This window comes from Candidatus Methylacidithermus pantelleriae (genome assembly GCF_905250085.1).
Classification (GTDB): domain Bacteria; phylum Verrucomicrobiota; class Verrucomicrobiia; order Methylacidiphilales; family Methylacidiphilaceae; genus Methylacidithermus; species Methylacidithermus pantelleriae.
This window is the reverse complement of sequence record NZ_CAJNOB010000001.1, coordinates 231,836-248,796: the sequence shown is the minus strand read 5'-3', so window position 1 is coordinate 248,796 and position 16,961 is coordinate 231,836. Positions and strand designations below refer to the sequence as shown.

Annotated in this window: 16 protein-coding genes; 4 read left to right on the top strand and 12 right to left on the bottom strand. The window is 55.1% G+C overall.

Annotated features, from left to right (window positions below; all coding sequences use genetic code 11):
* Positions 1 to 40 precede the first annotated feature (40 nt).
* The 4 genes from atpA to atpC are packed head-to-tail and all read left to right on the top strand — an operon-like array spanning position 41 to position 4,474.
* Positions 41 to 1,594 (top strand): F0F1 ATP synthase subunit alpha, encoded by a 1,554-nt coding sequence (atpA, locus tag KK925_RS01070; RefSeq protein WP_174581740.1) that lies wholly within the window; start codon positions 41 to 43, stop codon positions 1,592 to 1,594.
* A gap of 37 nt (positions 1,595 to 1,631) precedes the next feature.
* Positions 1,632 to 2,522 carry an ATP synthase F1 subunit gamma gene (atpG, locus tag KK925_RS01065; RefSeq protein WP_174581739.1) on the top strand — a complete coding sequence of 297 codons (891 nt, stop codon included), beginning with the start codon at positions 1,632 to 1,634 and terminating at the stop codon, positions 2,520 to 2,522.
* A gap of 21 nt (positions 2,523 to 2,543) precedes the next feature.
* Positions 2,544 to 3,974 (top strand): F0F1 ATP synthase subunit beta, encoded by a 1,431-nt coding sequence (atpD, locus tag KK925_RS01060; RefSeq protein ID WP_174581738.1) that lies wholly within the window; start codon positions 2,544 to 2,546, stop codon positions 3,972 to 3,974.
* Between the two features lie 50 nt (positions 3,975 to 4,024).
* Positions 4,025 to 4,474, top strand: coding sequence for an ATP synthase F1 subunit epsilon (gene atpC, locus KK925_RS01055; protein ID WP_174581737.1), 450 nt, complete (start codon positions 4,025 to 4,027; stop codon positions 4,472 to 4,474).
* Positions 4,475 to 4,666: 192 nt separating this feature from the next.
* On the opposite strand, the gene KK925_RS01050 is transcribed toward atpC, so the two are convergent.
* The 12 genes from KK925_RS01050 to KK925_RS00995 all read right to left on the bottom strand — a co-directional run bounded on the left by KK925_RS01050 (position 4,667) and on the right by KK925_RS00995 (position 16,899).
* Positions 4,667 to 5,902: an aminotransferase class I/II-fold pyridoxal phosphate-dependent enzyme gene (locus tag KK925_RS01050; RefSeq protein WP_214096182.1), complete on the bottom strand. Its 1,236-nt coding sequence runs from the start codon at positions 5,900 to 5,902 to the stop codon at positions 4,667 to 4,669.
* 795 nt (positions 5,903 to 6,697) lie between these two features.
* The gene (locus KK925_RS01045) at positions 6,698 to 7,450 is read right to left on the bottom strand and encodes a cytochrome c oxidase subunit II (RefSeq protein WP_174581736.1); all 753 of its coding nucleotides are present in this window, start codon (positions 7,448 to 7,450) and stop codon (positions 6,698 to 6,700) included.
* Entirely contained in the window at positions 7,440 to 7,757 is a 318-nt protein-coding gene (locus KK925_RS01040; RefSeq protein ID WP_174581735.1) for a hypothetical protein, read from the bottom strand. The genes KK925_RS01045 and KK925_RS01040 overlap by 11 nt, the downstream gene beginning before the upstream one ends.
* A complete protein-coding gene (locus tag KK925_RS01035) occupies positions 7,754 to 7,963 on the bottom strand; it encodes a hypothetical protein (RefSeq protein WP_174581734.1) in 210 nt (69 codons plus the stop codon). Before KK925_RS01035 ends, KK925_RS01040 begins: the two co-directional genes overlap by 4 nt.
* Positions 7,964 to 7,997: 34 nt before the next feature.
* Positions 7,998 to 8,306, bottom strand: a complete 309-nt coding sequence (locus KK925_RS01030; protein WP_174581733.1) for a cytochrome C oxidase subunit IV family protein — start codon at positions 8,304 to 8,306, stop codon at positions 7,998 to 8,000.
* Between the two features lie 16 nt (positions 8,307 to 8,322).
* On the bottom strand, positions 8,323 to 9,114 hold the full coding sequence (locus KK925_RS01025; protein ID WP_174581732.1) for a cytochrome c oxidase subunit 3: 792 nt from the start codon (positions 9,112 to 9,114) through the stop codon (positions 8,323 to 8,325).
* A 116-nt stretch (positions 9,115 to 9,230) separates the two neighbouring features.
* Positions 9,231 to 9,602: a hypothetical protein gene (locus tag KK925_RS01020; protein ID WP_174581731.1), complete on the bottom strand. Its 372-nt coding sequence runs from the start codon at positions 9,600 to 9,602 to the stop codon at positions 9,231 to 9,233.
* A 63-nt stretch (positions 9,603 to 9,665) separates the two neighbouring features.
* Complete coding sequence (locus KK925_RS01015; protein ID WP_174581730.1) at positions 9,666 to 10,871, bottom strand: hypothetical protein; 1,206 nt, start codon at positions 10,869 to 10,871, stop codon at positions 9,666 to 9,668.
* The gene (locus KK925_RS01010) at positions 10,868 to 11,497 is read right to left on the bottom strand and encodes a c-type cytochrome (protein ID WP_214096181.1); all 630 of its coding nucleotides are present in this window, start codon (positions 11,495 to 11,497) and stop codon (positions 10,868 to 10,870) included. Before KK925_RS01010 ends, KK925_RS01015 begins: the two co-directional genes overlap by 4 nt.
* 9 nt (positions 11,498 to 11,506) lie before the next feature.
* Positions 11,507 to 12,121 (bottom strand): DUF3341 domain-containing protein, encoded by a 615-nt coding sequence (locus KK925_RS01005; protein WP_174581729.1) that lies wholly within the window; start codon positions 12,119 to 12,121, stop codon positions 11,507 to 11,509.
* Positions 12,122 to 12,159: 38 nt separating this feature from the next.
* On the bottom strand, positions 12,160 to 13,656 hold the full coding sequence (nrfD, locus tag KK925_RS01000; RefSeq protein ID WP_174581728.1) for an NrfD/PsrC family molybdoenzyme membrane anchor subunit: 1,497 nt from the start codon (positions 13,654 to 13,656) through the stop codon (positions 12,160 to 12,162).
* 15 nt (positions 13,657 to 13,671) lie between these two features.
* On the bottom strand, positions 13,672 to 16,899 hold the full coding sequence (locus KK925_RS00995) for a 4Fe-4S dicluster domain-containing protein (RefSeq protein ID WP_174581727.1): 3,228 nt from the start codon (positions 16,897 to 16,899) through the stop codon (positions 13,672 to 13,674).
* Positions 16,900 to 16,961: the final 62 nt, after the last annotated feature.

Genomic DNA, 16,961 nt, shown 5'->3' with positions numbered 1-16,961 from the left:
CAAATCGAGGCGTTAGACGATAGGTAAGAGGAGGGCCAAGATGACCATTTCGATACTGGAAGAACTGGAACGGGAGCTGGCAGAGGTAAAACGGGAACCCGTCCGGGCCAACGTGGGAGTCGTCCGTGAGGTGGCCGATGGGGTCGTCAAGATGGAGGGCTTAAGCGATGTGGGGATGCATGAGGTGGTCGAGTTCCCTCAGCGACGAACCGAGCTAGGGACTCCCAAAAGGGCCCTTGTCCTCAATCTTGAGGAGACCGAGGTAGGTGCTATCGTGCTGGGCTCCTTTGAGGATATCCGGGAGGGTGACGAGGTCCGGGCCACCGGCCAACTCTTGCAAGTTCCTGCGGGGTTGGAGTTATTGGGTCGCGTGGTCAATGCGCTGGGGGAACCGTTGGATGGGAAGGGTCCGATTGCCGCGGAAACGTTCTACCCGGTAGAGAGGATCGCCCCAGGGATTATCAAACGGCGTCCTGTGAACCAGCCGGTCCAGACAGGGATTGTCGCGATTGACGCCATGATTCCCATTGGGCGAGGGCAGCGAGAGCTGATCATCGGGGATCGGTCCACAGGAAAGACAACGATTGCGCTGGACACCATTATTAATCAAGCTCGCCTCAACAAGGCCTATCAAAACGAGGAAGGATTTCGGCCGTTGTATTCCATTTACGTTGCTATCGGCCAGAAAAATTCCAGCGTGGCTCGCATCCTCAACGTGCTGGAATCGGAAGGAGCAATGCCTTGGACGATTGTAGTCGTTGCGGCTGCGTCCGATTCGGCCACGGCGCAGTATCTTGCCCCCTTTGCCGGGTGTGCCATGGGGGAATGGTTTATGGATCACGGCATGGATGCTTTGATTGTGTATGATGATCTTTCCAAGCATGCGGTGGCCTACCGGCAGGTTTCGCTTGTGTTAAAACGCCCTTCGGGACGGGAGGCATACCCAGGAGATATTTTCTATCTTCACTCGCGGCTCTTGGAGCGGGCAGCTCGGCTTAATGAGCATAGCGGCAACGGTAGTCTTACCGCGTTGCCCATTATTGAAACACAGGCGGGAGACGTGTCTGCTTACATCCCCACCAATGTGATCTCGATCACCGACGGCCAGATTTATTTGGAGACCGATCTGTTTTACCAGGGAATTCGACCGGCCATTAACGTGGGTCTTTCGGTTTCGCGGGTGGGTTCGGCCGCTCAAATCAAAGCGATCAAACAGGTGGCAGGGAAAGTCAAGCTCGAGCTAGCACAGTACCGCGAGCTGGCGGCTTTTGCTCAGTTTGCTGCCGAGCTAGATCCTGTGACCAAGGGGAAGCTGGATCGCGGAGCTCGGATTGTCGAGGTCTTTAAGCAAAGCCAGTATCAACCGGTTCCGGTAGAGCTCCAGGTCGCTATCCTGTGGGCACTTCAGAACCATTTCTTTGATCCGATCCCCATCGAAAAGGTCAAGCTCTTCCAGGAAAAACTGGGAGAATACCTGGTGTCCCGGCAAGCGAGTCTCTTAGAAGACATTCGCCGACGCAAAGCGTTGGATTCGGATTTGGAGGAAAGACTGCGGGACGCGGTGCAGAATTTTGCGGAAAGCTTTTCCTCTTAGAATCGAAAAACAAGGTCCCTAGGCGCGATTCCCAGTTGTGGCAACGGCAAGAGACATTCGACGCAGGATCCGATCCATCCGGAATACCGCCCAGATTACCCGGGCGATGCAAATGGTGGCGGCATCCAAAATGCGCCGAGCCCAGGAGAGGGCATTGGCCGGCCGTGCCTATACCCAACTGCTTGGAGAGATGACCCGGAGGGTAGGATCGCAGTTGAGTTCCGTTTCGCATCCGTTGCTTGAGGCTCGCTCCGGGCAGCGAAGGCTTGTCGTGGTGGTTTCCACCGATAAGGGGCTTTGTGGTCCCCTCAATGCCAATCTCTTTCGGGAGGTCCAGCGGCTGCATACTTCGGCTACCCAGTACGTAACGGTAGGGAGAAAGGCTCGGCAGTTTATCCCTCTCCTGGTCGGGCCGGAGGGGAAAGAAGCTTTTCTCGCGGACTTCGAGCTTAAGGATCAGTTTCGTTTCCAGGATGCCAAGCGGGTGAGCCGGTTTGTTCTGAAAAAGTTTTCCGGCAATGAAGTGGACCGGGTGGAAGTTGCCTTTTCTCATTTTGTCAATACCCTGCTCCAAACCCCGGTGGTCCTGCCGTTACTTCCCGTGCAAGCCCAAGAGGTGCCCGGGCTTTCATGGATGGGCGCTCTCAGGTCCGAAGAGGGATGGACGGGGGGAGAGTATCTTTATGAGCCCGCCGCCGAAGAGCTTTTAGGGTCGCTCTTGGAGTTCTATGTGGACTTTACCTTCTACCAGGTGTTGCTGGATGCGCGAGCCAGCGAGCATAGTGCACGGATGGTGGCGATGAAGAACGCTACAGACAACGCCAACGAGCTTGTGCGGGATCTTACGCTTGAGTATAACAAGGCTCGTCAAGCAGCGATTACGAAGGAGATTCTGGAGATTGCCACTGCTCAGATGGCATTGGAATAAAACCTTTTTCTTATCCTCCCTATGACGGCTCTACCCAAAGGAAAAATCGTTCAGGTGATCGGTCCGGTGGTTGATGTGGAATTCCCCGAAGGAGCTCTTCCTGAGATCTATGATGCCCTGGTCATACGGTATGAGCTCCACGGAAAAGAGGTCGTGCTCACCCTAGAGGTCCAGCAGCATCTTGGAGATAACTGGGTGCGTTGTGTCGCCATGTCAACTACCGACGGGTTAAAGAGGGGGATGTGGGTGGAAAACACAGGTGCCCCGATTAGTGTTCCGGTAGGGCCGGGGGTACTGGGTCGAGTGCTGAATGTCGTGGGAGAGCCGATTGACGAAAAAGGTCCCATCCCGCACAGCAAACGGTATCCGATCCACCGGCCGGCTCCGAGTCTTTTGGAGCAAAGCACCAAGGCGGAGATTCTTGAGACAGGCATCAAGGTGATTGATCTCATCTGCCCGTTTCTCCGAGGGGGAAAGGTAGGTGCCTTTGGGGGCGCGGGGGTCGGGAAGACAGTGGTCATTATGGAACTTATCAACAATATCGCGAAAGCACACGGGGGATTTTCGGTTTTTGCCGGGGTCGGTGAGCGAACCCGAGAGGGAAACGATCTTTACCTGGAAATGTCCCAAGCCAAAGTCATCAACCAGGAAGATCTGGCCCAGTCGAAAGTGGCCCTGGTTTACGGGCAGATGAATGAACCGCCGGGTGCGCGGCTTCGGGTCGGGCTTACGGGCCTTTCCATTGCCGAGTATTTCCGGGATGAGATGAATCAAGACGTTCTCCTTTTCATTGACAATATCTTCCGGTTTTCCCAGGCCGGATCGGAAGTTTCGGCCCTTTTGGGGCGCACGCCCAGTGCCGTGGGTTATCAACCCACACTGGCTGCGGAGATGGGGGCATTGCAGGAACGAATCACCTCTACGAAGAAAGGTTCCATTACCTCGTTCCAAGCTGTGTATGTTCCTGCGGACGATCTTACGGATCCGGCTCCCGCCACGACCTTTGCCCATCTTGACTCGACCATCGTCTTGGAACGCTCCATTGCCGAACAAGGGATCTATCCCGCGGTGGATCCGCTGGCTTCTACTTCCAAAGCTCTGGCACCGGAAATTGTTGGTAAGGAACACTACGAGGTGGCACGAGGGGTCCAGCGGGTACTCCAGCGATATAAAGACCTTCAGGATATTATTGCCATATTGGGAATGGATGAACTTTCTCCGGAGGATAAACTGACCGTTTACCGGGCCCGCAAGATCCAGCGCTTCCTTTCGCAGCCTTTCCACGTAGCCGAAGTTTTTACCGGAGTCCCGGGAGAGTACGTTTCCATTTCGGAAACCGTGCGAGGATTTAAGGAAATTTTGGAAGGCAAGCATGATGACATCCCGGAGGTTCACTTTTACATGAAGGGGACGATCGATCAGGTCCGCAAGGCGATGGAAGCCTCTGGGTAAGCGAAAAATACCGAAAAAGGGTTTGTAACCACCCGTTCGTTGTTCTCGCCATGGCAAGTCTGCGGCTGGAAGTTGTGACACCGGAAGCAACGGTTTTTTCCGGGGAAGTGGAAAGCGTTTTTCTTCCAGGAGTCGAAGGGGAGCTTGGGGTCCTGCCGGGACACACGCCGCTTCTGACCCGGCTCGTGGCCGGTGAGCTGTATTTCACCACCGGGGGACGTGTTTCCTCCCTAGCTATCGGTGAAGGATTTGCAGAAGTCACGGGAAGGAAAGTTGCGGTGCTTACCGATATGGCCATCCCGGAAGAGGCCATTGACGAGGCACGGGTTCAAGAGGCGATTGCGCGCGCGACCTTAGCCTTGAAGGAAAAAGCGCTCGAAGGAGAGGAACTAGCAACCACCCAAGCGGCATTGGCCCGTTCGCTCGCACAACTCAAGGTAAAGCGCCGGCGTCGAGGTACGCTCTCCCATCCGGGAACACCCGCTTCCTCGCAGGGGTAAAACTAGCCGAGGGAGCCCTGTGGAAGGGCCGCTGGGAAACGCCGTTTTGTCGGGACCAAGGGGTACGAGGGCTCGTTGTTTTTGGAAAAAACCTTGATAACCTTGCTCCCGCAAGACGAGCGTGGGGAAAACAAAGTAGGTATGGCCTGGTCTCTTAATCTCTTACCTACCAAAACGGGGCCAACGGGCTTTTTACCCGCTGCTTATGCAGGAAGAAGGAAGCGGTACACGGGCCTTTCGAAAGGCTCGTTGCAGCGCCTCGACGAAGGAGTCCAACAATGCCGGGGTGTGGAAGGAAGAGATCGCCGTGCGAATGAGATCTCTCCCTGGTGGAACACCAGGCGCAATGGATAAGACCGTAAAAAACCCTTCCTCCCAGAGGGACTTCCAAACGAAGTAGCACTTCTCCCGGTTCCCCACGACCACGGGGACTGCAGGGCTAGAGCTCTCCCAAAAATCAAACCCCGCCTCCTTGAGGATGCGGTGATAGTAGCGGGTATTTTCCCAAAGCTTCTCCCGGTGCTCCGGTTCTTGCTGGAGAATCTCGAGCGCTTCCAAGGCCGCGGCGGCACAGGCCGGTGTCACGGCGGCGCTAAAGATAATCTGCCGGCAATGGCTGCGAAGATACTCGATCACACCGCGACTCCCCGCAAAGAATCCCCCTGTGCTTGCCAACGATTTGGAAAAACTGCCGACGATCAAGTCGACCTCTTGGGTTAGACCAAAGTGATCGCAGACACCCCGTCCCTCTCGACCAAACACTCCAAGACCATGGGCATCGTCCACGACAAGAAAAATCCCATGGGTTTTCCCCAGGCAAACCAGTTCGGGCAACGGTGCCAGATGTCCTTCCATGGAATACACCCCGTCAACGGCCATAATCTTGGGTCGATCTTGCGGAATGGCCGCCAGCATTTCTTTGAGGGAAGCTAACTCACGATGGGAAAACCGTTCGATCTGGCATCCTCCCAAAAGAGCCCCGTCCCAAAGAGACGCATGGATGCTCCGATCCAAAAGGAGAAGATCTCCTCTTCGAGCCAGCGCAGCCAGGCTACCTTGGCACGCCAGATACCCCGCCACGATCACATGACAAGCCTCTTTGCCCAGAAAACTCGCCAGAGCTTCTTCCAGCTCCTCATGGTATTTGCGGGACCCATTGGCGAGCCGGGAGCCGCAGGGACTGGTTCCCCATTGCTGCAGCGCACGGCGGGCCGCCTCGATAACCCTAGGGTGCTGACTCAATCCCAGATATTCATTCGAGGACATCATGAGCATGCGCCTTCCCTCGACCCATACCCATGGCCCCTCAACGCGATCGATCGCGTGATAGTAGGGCGTGTAACGCAGCCGAAGTTTCGTATCAAGATCCTCTTCGATCCGCCGGAGAACCGGCTTGGAGGAGCGACGCAAAAGCGATGAAATGTTCACCTACCGGGTGCTTCCCTTTTGTTTTTTCGTACAAACTCGCGATTGTAGCCTCGCATAGCCTCCTCGAAGGCCCGCTGGGTTTTCCCGGCCCCTTACTTTGCTTTCGCCTTGGGAAAAACCGGAAAGCTTTCTACCAAAGAAAAATGGTTGGGTCTAGCGACTCCTGCGTCCAAGCCACAAGCTCCGATCCGTGGCCCTTTTTTGTGAGGGAAAAGGGTTGGAAGAGGGCGAAAGGAAAAAAGGAGTTACCCACGGGCTGCAGTGAAAAAGAAGAATCGAAAACTGGGAGGAAGTGCCAAACTCCTCCAGCCATTGACTTACGCAAGGGTGGAAGTTTTCTGGTCCGCCCTTGGATGGGTGCGACTCCTTGGCTTACGGCTCCGTACGCGCCATTCCCAAAGGAGCGCTCCCAGAGCTAAGCCTAGGCCAGAAAGCCCTAGCAAGAGCCCTCCCTCGGCGCGAACGTTTGTTTGAGAGATGTCCGTCAAACACCTTGGGCAACCGATCGCTCCCATCGTGAGAGCCCAAAGAAAGAGAAAACCAAACGTTACCCCGAGGAGCCGACGAGGGTTTTGCCTTGGAATACGCGAGACTCTTTCTGTCGCCATACTACGTTTAACATACTCCACATAACCCTGTCCGGTCGAGCGCAAGCTCCTTTGGTGGTGCTACCCCCTCCCCAGACCCTATGCCAGCCTCCCTCTGCTTGGGGCCGTTTGTCGGGACGTGCGTCTTTGGCTATCCTTCAAAGCCTCTTGCCCGCCACCCTTCCCTGGGAGCCACCGGTTTTTTTGTTTAGCTCCCCTTAAGCTTTTCCAAACCCTGCATCCAATTGTCAAAACTCGTCTCGGACTCGACCTTAAGTGTTGCCCTCATAAACGTATGACCCGCCCCGCAGAGTTGCCCGCACGCAATCTCGTAGTTCCCCTCCCGGACCGGCTTAAACCAGATAGGGATGGTAGTTCCCGGGATTGCATCCTGCTGGATCCGCATTTCGATTACGTCAAAGTTATGAATCACGTCTTTGGCCGTTATTTCCAGGATCACAGGTTTGCCTACCGGTAGATGCAACTCGTTAAACGAGACCACATCATCGGCTCCGTCCGGATCGGTTTTATCCAGCCCGACCGGATTGGTTGCATCGATGAGAAAAGGACTGGTTCGACCAAACTTTCCATCTGGGCCCGGATAATGAAAGAGCCAGCTAAATTGCTGCGCCACGGCCCGTACCCGCACGGCTTCTGAGGCACGCGGGAAAGATCCAGAACCCGCCCGGTTAGCCCACAGCGGGAACGCAAACGCAACCAGAAGTAGAGCATCCACCCCTACCACCATGGCCTCCACCCACTTTGGCCATCCTGAGGTAAGCCCCTGGTAGCTGGGTAGAGGATGGGCTTTTGCCCGGAAACGAAAAAGGCAGTAAAGAAACAGTGAAAGCCAGAAGACAAAAAGGATAAGCATAAACCAGTGAACCACTTCTAGAAAGAAATCGATTTCCCCGGCATGTTCCGAAGCCCCCGGGGGCAAACCAAGCATTTTAGTAATCATGGCTATCCACCTCCAAAGGATGTTCCTCTTCGTCCAAGCGCGTGAACTGGGCGTAAGGAGGCAAAGGAGCTTTCGCACGCTTCCACAACCGGTAACCAAAGGCCACAACCGCCAAATAGACCACACCAAGGATCGCCAAAAGTGTGAGCACCGCCCCCGCAGCTGCCCTTCCTTGTTGGCCGCTCAAACGACCCACCATACAGCTCGCGCAGGCCCAAACCGGCCAGGGAAAAACAAAAAGGAGAAAACTTGCGCAAAGAAAGTAGCTCCTCAAAAGCGAGGGAGTCTTCCCGTAGGCGTCCTTCATTCCGTTATCCGGAGTCTTTTGGTTTTAACGTAAAACCACGCACCGTACGCGGCGATTCCAAGCCCTAGAACCACCGACAAGCTTCCAATCCATAGGTAGATTGCCTCCCGCAAGGTGGGGAAGTATCCCAAACACCACGCCCCAAAGCCTACAAGCAGGAGGGAAGAAAGAGAAATGAAAACAAGGTGAAAACTTCTCAGTCCCATACAATTGCCCCCCTTTTTTTCGTGGGGCTTCCCCTTAGCGGAGTAGCGCCACGATCTGGTCTCCGTAGGACCACCCGATCAAAAAGAAAAGCCCCAAAAGAAATGTACCCGCGAAGACAAGAAAGCGATAGATCGTTTTTTCTTCCGCAATCAAATGCATAAAGAAAAGGGCTACCAGAGAAGCTTTGAGAATGGCAATAGCCAGTGCCACCGTAATATTCCCTCGGGTACCCAGAGGGATATAGGAAACAGCGACCGTGATGACCGTAAGAACCAATAAGGCGACAAAGACCGTAATACATTTGCGCGCGTGCTTCTGAATGGACTCAAGATCTCCGCTCATACCATGTCTCCTTACTTTACAGTAGATACAATAATGGAAAAAGGAAGATCCACACCAGGTCGACAAAATGCCAAAAAAGCCCGGCCACCTCTACCCGGTTGGCCAAGTGCTCCGGGTTGGTCCGGTAGAGAGCACTTCCAGGCAGCCAAAAATAGGCGAGCACAAGCGTTCCTCCCAAAACATGGAGCCCATGGAGCCCGGTCAGGGTGAAATAGACGGCGAAGTAGGTGGAATGTTTTGGCACAAAATTGCTCCACCAGCGAATGTCCTTCTTTTCAATTCGCAGGGGCTCTCCTTCCTCCTTTTTATGCACAAAAACGCTTCTTAGCTGGTAAAGAGGGGTTTTTGACTCCTCGCTATCCGGATAGAGCAATAGGTAGCTGGCCTTTTGTGCCTCCTCGACCGGCATGGCCAAATGCCCGGTAATCTCCTGCCCGCTTTTGAGAACGACGCCATAGTGGTGGAATTTCTCATTGTACTCGTAGCTTTTGACCAGAAGAAACATACAGCCACAGGCCACGGTAATGGCAATGTACCGCTGGTATTTCCGAAACTCGCGCATCTTAAGCGCGGCCCAGGCAAGAACCACAGTAATACTGGAAGTAATGAGGACGACCGTGTTGAAAAACCCAATGGGCACGTTCAAAAGACCATGAGGCCAGTGTTCCGCTGCGATGCGCAAAAAGATATAGGCCGAAAAAAGACCTCCAAAAAGCATGACCTCCGAGGCAAGGAAAAGCCAAATTCCCACCTTGGCATTCCACAGCCCCGTGTCCGGCCGGGCCGTAACGGTATAGGGAATCTCCATAAGAAACGCCTCGCTTTATTATTAGTTACGCTTTACAAGCATTGCGCTTTTCATTTTGTCTAACTAATAGCCATTGCTCTTTCCCATGGCAAGGGCCGGCACTACCTTTTTTTTCTTTAGCGCGTTCCTGACGAACTTTCCAGCGCCCGGATCGTAGGAACGACTTCCCCGGAAGGCCGAACCGGTTTGCGGGAAAGCTCTTGGAGTTCCAGCTCCATCGCACGGTCCAAGGGGACCCGTACGATTCCCTTGGAACGATCGACCCACCCATAGCTCCCCAGAAGTTCCTTTTCCTTTTTTTGCAGTGCTTCCAGCCGGGCCAACCGCTCTGAGCGTCGAGGATCCGGTAGTTCCGAGGGAACCCGGCTCCACCTCCAGATCGCTACCCCTGCACTCGTTCCCAAAAGAAGCACGATCCCCAGGAGTCGCCGAAACGATACTCGCCGAACCGGTGCGCGGGCACCCGCTGGCGAGGCCGTGATTTTCATGCTTTAGTCTCCTTTCTTGACCTTTTTCTTTCCCCCCAACCCTTTCCAAAACTCCAGCTCCTTTTAGTTCCGCAAGTGAACCGATTCTTCCACAAGGGGATCCCTCAATGGATACAGAGGATTCGCCGCGATCGTTCGGAGAAGGAAACCGACGAGGACCGCGCCCATTCCCGCCCACAATGTTACGTCCATCCAGTGAACCCGAGGCCCTTCCGGATGCAATACCGGCATCACAATCCAATAGATCTCCACCACATGCATGGCAACCACCCAGATTGCCGCGATCCCCAGGCGCCGGGGATCCTTCTTGGCGCCCTGGGTTAAAAGCCAAACAAAAGTAAGACCAAAGTTTCCATAGACCAAAAGAACCGACACCGCTTGCCAGCTTCCATGATTTCTTCGGATGAAAAAGCCTGTCTCTTCGGGCAGGTTGCCATACCAGACTAGAAAATACTGGGCAAAGGCGATGTAGGCCCAAAAAATGATGAAAGCAAAAAGAAGCTTCCCCATGGCATGGAAGTGTTCCTGGGTTACCCACCCCAGGTACCCTCGGGCACGAAGGCCTAGGATCATCCCAATCCAAAGGGCCATTGCCGCGGGAAGCGACAGGGCCAAGAGATAGACTCCCCACATCGTAGAGGCCCAGCGCTCCTCAAGACTCATCCACCAATCGAAAGCCGAGAAGGTGGTGACCCCTGCAAAAAAAGGTGCAAGAAGGCAAGAAATGGAGGAAAGGCGTAGGGTAACTCTTGGGTCACCGGTTCGATCCTGTTCCAGGGATTGATGACACAGGTAGCGGGAGGCAAGAACAAAAAAGAGGAGGTAACCAAGAGCTCGAAGGGAAAAAAACCCTGGATTTAAGTAGGCCAGGCGCGCTTTCCACAAAAAACTTTTCGCAACTTGCGCCGGGTCGCTCCATTCATAGAGATTGTGTCCCATCCATACATCCAGGAACACCGGGACAAAAAGAACGGCAACCCAGGGAAAAAGGGCCACCACATTTTCGAGTTGCCGGCGGAGAAGGGTTCCCCAACTCGATCGGGTCGCATGATGGACCAGAAGCCAGAAGAAAGCCCCCAGGCAAAGGGTATAGTAAAAGGAAAAGGCGAAGTGCCAAGAAAAGACAAATTGCTTGGGATCCCAGAAAGAGCCCAGGGCGGAAACTCCTAAAAGAAAGGTTCCTACACCAAGGCAAACCCTGGAAACCCCTCTCACCTCGGCTGGATCCACTCGCTGGGGGCCTTCGGAAAACGAGCCTTCCCTCTTCATGGCTTTTCCTTTAGAAGCTTCTGCTCCTCCGGGGATAATTCGTCCCACCGGGTAAACTGGCTTTTTTGTAACACACGCAGGTAGGCCACAATCGCCCAGCGGTCTTCGATGGGAAGATTGGCCCCATACCCCAGCATAAGACCCCGCCCCTTGGTGATGGTATGAAAAATTTCTCCATCCGGCATTTGCCGAAGCCGGTCGACATGGTAGTTGGCCGGCCCAACGAGCCCGTATTGCGTGGCAATGCCGTCGCCGTAACCTGCCGCCCCATGACACACCTGGCAGTAGATCGTGTAACGTTCCCTGCCCCGCTCGAGTAGCTTCCGGTCAACGGGAACGGGGATTCCGTCGCCCCACCGGTCCCCTATCACGCCCGTCGAAAAATATTCCTCCTTGACGGGCTCCTCTACAGGGACGGTTCCCGCTACTGGAGGACGCGCAGCACGCCCGTCCGAAAAGAAGGCCGAAGGTTTTTGTTCTTTGACCTTCCTTTGCGTTTCCATGCCAGGGAAAATGGATCGAGGGAAAAGCTCCACAGGAGGTTTGCGACTCTTCAGACCCCGCCACCCAAGGAGAGAAACAGCAAGGAGAGTTCCCGCAAAGACCAACCAGAAAAACCTTCTCACGGTCTCCCTTTACCATGGAATGGGGGTTACATCCTGACCCCCCAGCTCCTCCAAAAGCCGCCGCGTCTCCTCCTCGGAAAAAAGGGGATCCGAAGCTTCGATCACAAGGAAAAACCCATCATCGGTTGCCTTCCGGCAAAAAAGCTCCCAGTGAAATACAGGGCGGTAGGCTCGGGGTAAAAGATTCAAAACCAGTACGCCAACGACCGTTGCGAGCGCCGCGTACAAAACGGTCGTCTCAAACATCACCGGCACAAATGCCGGCAAGCTCAAGTAAGGTTTCCCCTGAAGCACCAGGGGATAGAAAAGATGCAAAAGTTTCCCACTGGTTACCGAGTGTAACCAGGCAGGTCGGGGGACCGACGCCGCCACCTGGCCGAGAAAGGCAAAGGCAAGACCCAGGATTCCCCCTGTCAGGGTAAACGCGGAATTCCACGATTTGCCTAGCCCCATAGCTTCCGGCATCCCATGAATGGGAAAGGGACAATACGCATCCCATCGCCGGAAACCCCGGTCCCGAAGGACCTGGGCTGCTTGGTATAGCTCGCGCGCGCTTTCAAAGCGCGCTCCCAAACCATAAAGCCGCAAACCCGCAAGCTCTCCCGTAACCGATTGGTCGCTCATCTTTTGAAACCCCCCAATCTTTTCGTGGCCGTTTCCCCTTACGAGCCCACCCCCACGGCAGGTGTACCCTCCCTTGGCGGTACCCCATGCGGATCGGCCTCCGGCAAAACTCCCTTCACTTCCGCAAGCGCCACAATCGGCGCCACACGGGTAAAGAGTAAAAACATGAAGACAAAAAACGCCACCGAGCCGGTAAAAAGCCCAATATCAATGGGTGTCGGATGAAACATACCCCACGACGACGGAAGAAAATCCCGGTGAAGCGAAGTCACAATGATCACAAACCGTTCAAACCACATTCCTACGTTCGCAAAATTAGCGACAATAAATACTACCCAAAGGTTGGACCGGAGCTTCGGAAACCAGAGAAACTGGGGAGCAATCACATTACAGACAATCATGCTTACCCATGCCCACCAATAAGGGCCAGTCACACGGTTCCAAAACGTGTATCGCTCAAACGGGTTGGCTCCATACCAAGCGATAAAAAACTCCATACAATACGAATAGCCGACCAAAGACCCCGTTAAGAGAAGAATCCTTGCCATGTTGTCAATGTGCTTCAGTGTAATCACATCTTGGAGTTGCGGGTAGGCCACCCGCAGGGGCAAAAGGAGGGTGAGCACCATGGCAAATCCCCCAAATATCGCTCCCGCCACAAAATAGGGAGGGAAGATGGTCGCATGCCACCCGGGCAAAATGTTAATGGCAAAGTCGGTGGAAACCACCGAATGCACGGACAAGACCAAGGGAGTCGATAGCCCCGCCAGACAAAGGTAGGCCATCTCGTAGTGACGCCATTCCCGGCAGGACCCTGCCCATCCGAAGGAAAGAATGTGATAGAGCTTCTTTTTCCACAGCTTCGTTGCCCGGTCCCGCATGGTGGCAAAATCTGGAACGAGTCCGGTGTACCAGTAAAGGAGCGATACCGTAAAATAGGTACTGACGGCGGCAACATCCCAAAGCAGAGCAGCTCGAAAATTGGGCCATACCCCATTAAACCAGGGGATCGGGAAAAGATACCAAGCCATCCAGACCCGCCCGACGTGAAAAAGCGGGAAAGTTGCCGCGCACATGACGGCAAAAATGGTCATCGTTTCCGAAGCCCGGCTCACCGCCGTTCGCCATTTTTGACGCGCCAGGTAGAGAATGGCTGAAATCAAAGTCCCCGCATGGCCAATTCCGATCCAAAAAACAAAGTTGGTAATATCCCACGCCCAAAAAACCGGTTGATTATTCCCCCAGACACCAACACCCGTACTGACCAAGTACGTCAAGCAAAGGGGCATAAGGAGGGCAAGAGTCCCAAAGATCCCCGTGGCAATCCACCACCACCGGGGAGCCGGTTCTTCGGCAATCGAGCAAATCCGATCGGTCAACCACCCAAAGCTTCTCCCATGCAGCACCAAGCGAGGACGAAGCTCCTCCCAGACCCCTGCGACTGTTCCCTCGACCGCTGTAGCCTCTTGGACCTCCCCAAGTCCCGCCGCGGGAACTTGCTCTCTTGCAAAAAAACCTGCAGCTGTCTCGTCCATGGGTTTTGCTCCTTTCTACCCTTTGCTTTCGGTCTCCATCCCTTCCTCTTTTTCCATGGCAGGATTGGGATTCCGAATCCTTGCCAGATACCGGACACGAGGACGGGTATTGAGCTCTCTCAAAAGGGTATAGCTTCGCGGATGCGACCACCACTGGTTGACTCGACTCTTGGGGTCCGCGAGGTTTCCAAACACAATGGCCTCCGCCGGGCAAGCCGCCTGGCAAGCCGTTTGGAAACTATCTGTGGGAACCTGGACCTGGGCGGAATCCCGCGCTTGAGCCAAAGCTTGAATCTTGGCCGCTTCGATCCTCTGGATACAAAACGTGCATTTTTCCATGACCCCCCTCATCCGGACCGTGACCCGGGGGTTTTTTTGCAGCGGGAGAGGCTCGCGCGTCCCGAGAGCACCAAAGGGACCCAAATACAAATTGGAAAGGGTAAAAGGCCCAACGTGCCACTTCTGTATCACATCCCTTTTGTTGTAATCAAAATAGTTAAATCGACGCACTTTATACGGACAATTGTTGGCACAAGCACGCGTGCCAATACACCGGTTGTACACCATAACATTTAACCCGTCCTCGCTGTGGACGGTTGCATTCACTGGGCAGACCGGTTCACAAGGCGCCTCTTCACACTGCTGGCACAGCACGGGTTCAAAGAGCATCCGCGGCTCCCGAGGGTCTCCCAAAAAATACCGATCCACGCGGATCCAATGCATGGCACGGTATCGTGCTACCTGATCCTTTCCCACAACCGGAACGTTATTTTCGCTCTGGCAGGCCACGATACACGCATTACAACCCACACAGCTCCCTAGATCCACTACCATGGCCCACTGGTGAGGACCCTGGGTCATCCGCGCGCGGTAGGGAGGTCCTTCGGGCTCTGGCGGGGCAAAAGGATGCGGGTAGAGAGAAACTTCTGGCGTTTCCTCTCCTCCCTCACGGGCAAACGAGGGTTTTTTCTGGAAAAGCGAAAGAGTCCCTTCCCGAACCAAGGCCCGCCCCTCCATGCGCCAGTGATGCTGGGTTTGAGAAATCGGATACCTTCGCCCCGTTGCCTTGAGACGGGCAATTTTGGGCCCCAGAAGATCGCTCCCTGAGAGCCGGTACCCATTAAACCCGCACTGGGAAGCAATCCTCCCTCCGGATTGCCGCCCGTAGCCTAGCGCAAGGGAAAGCGAGCCATCGGGATGACCGGGAACAATAAATACGGCGGCTTCCAGCGTCTTTCCCTCCACTTCCAGTTCCCAAAGGTCCACCTCTCGTAAGTCGACTTCCTCCTGTCGGATCCCTAGCTTTTCCGCAGTGGCTGGTGAGAGTAACACTGCATTATCCCAAGTGATCTTGGTCACAGAGTCCGGTAGTTCCTGGAGCCATGCGTTATTGGCATACCTCCCGTCGTCGATTTTCGGACAGGGGTAGAGGACAAGCTCCCATGCCCCCTCAGGAATCCTAGGAGCAAGCTCCTTCGGCAAGGCGTCTACAAGCTTTGGCCAGTTGCCGGGCACCGTCACCGGATCCGGAGTACTCTGCGGCCAAAAACCGTCGTGAAGACATTTTCTCCATGCCTTGGCAAGCTCCCATCCCTGGAGGCCGGTTTTCTGGGCAAACGTTTGCTCGACCAAGCGGAGTCCTGCAGGGAGCGGCACAGGGGAGGGCTGGCCGGGAAGAGTGGGCAGGCTCTCGAAGGTCGGATTGGAAGGAGGCAGTTCCTCTAGCGCCTGGGGATCCCCTAAAAGCGCCGCCAGGATTTCGATCACACTCACCCCACGGTACAAGGGCAAGATGGCAGGCTGTTGCGTCACGTAGGTGCCGTCAGCGGCAAAACCATCCCCCCAATCTTCCAAATAATGAGCCAGCGGGGCATGCCAACGACTCACTGCGGCGGTTTCATCGTAATAGAGACCGGCATGGAACGTCTCAGGAACCTTGGTTTGAAGCTTTTTCCATTCCAGCGCCGCCGGAGCCGTGTAGACAGGATTGGCCCCAACAATCCCAAGGGTCTCTATCTTACCTTCCTCGATCGCACCGGCTAGCTCCTGGAGACCGGCAAACTTGGGTTCCACGGGGGGAAGGAGCTGGAGACTGGAAGCGGGTTGGAACGCCTCATTCACGGCAAGTGCCAATAGCTGGCAGGTCCACGGAGAACTCCGGCCCACCCAAACCAAAGGATGCGCAGCGGAGAGCAAATCTTCGGCCACGGCCGCAATCCAACGAACCGGAACCGCCTCTATTCCTTTCCCTCCAGGCAGCACGTTCGCTAGGGGCTCTAGTTCCCTTTTCCCTCGAGCCACAAGCTCCCGCACCAAAGCGGCCAAGAAATACGGATGCTCCGCGACCCGCAGCGGCAGCCGGTGATCGGCCGTTGCCCCGGTAACCGTGTAGCGCGACTCCACACAATAGAGCCGGTTCATCCGATCGGACCCCATCCGAACCCGGCGATTGGCCATAAAAGCCGTAACCGCCCCGGGGCCCTCCTCCGATCCGTTTAAAAAGTCGCAATCGATCGAAACGACTACGTCGGCCCAGTCCCACCGCGGACGGAGCGCGTACCGAGCCCCGTAAAAACATTCCGTCGCACGGTACCGAATTTCGTTGGAAATGGGTTGGTAGGTTGCAAGAAGTAGTTCAGGATAGCGCCCTACGAGCTCTTGGCATAAACGAGCTAGCGTGGGCGACGGGCTTGGTTCCAGTAAGAGCGCTACCCCCTTGCCTTTGGCCGCTTGCAGTTTCCTTGCCAGTTCCCGGACCCAGGCAATAAAATCTTTACGGGAAATGGGCCGGCCGTCTCGAAGGAAAACGCGCGAGCGATCCGGATCATACAAATCGTAAATCGAGGCCTGGATCTGGGCCGAAAGTCCTTTCGCCTTTCCCGACCATAACTGGTTGGGCTCCAGATGCGTCGGGCGCCCCTCATAGGTAATGACCCAAAGAGGAATGGCTCCTGACCGATGCGGCATGCTCGTGGCATATCGAAGGGGATTTCCTGGAACGACCCATTCCGGGCTTGCCGTGTAGGGAACAAGATAGGATTCCGCTTTCCGACAGCCCGCCAAAGCCAAGCCCGCCCCTGCAAGGGATGCACCTCCCAGCTTAAGAAACTCCCGCCGGGAGATGCCTTCGCCCTCCTGCAAGAAATACTCCGAGGGGAACTCTTCCCCGAGCGATTCTTTCTTTCCCTTCCTTCGCAGAAGAAATTCTCCCAGGTTACGCCACGCTTCCTTTTGCCCGTCCATCTTTCGGTACCCTCAAAGCATCCTTTTTTTTGGTGTTTCCCGACCTTTCGGTACGCCCTAGC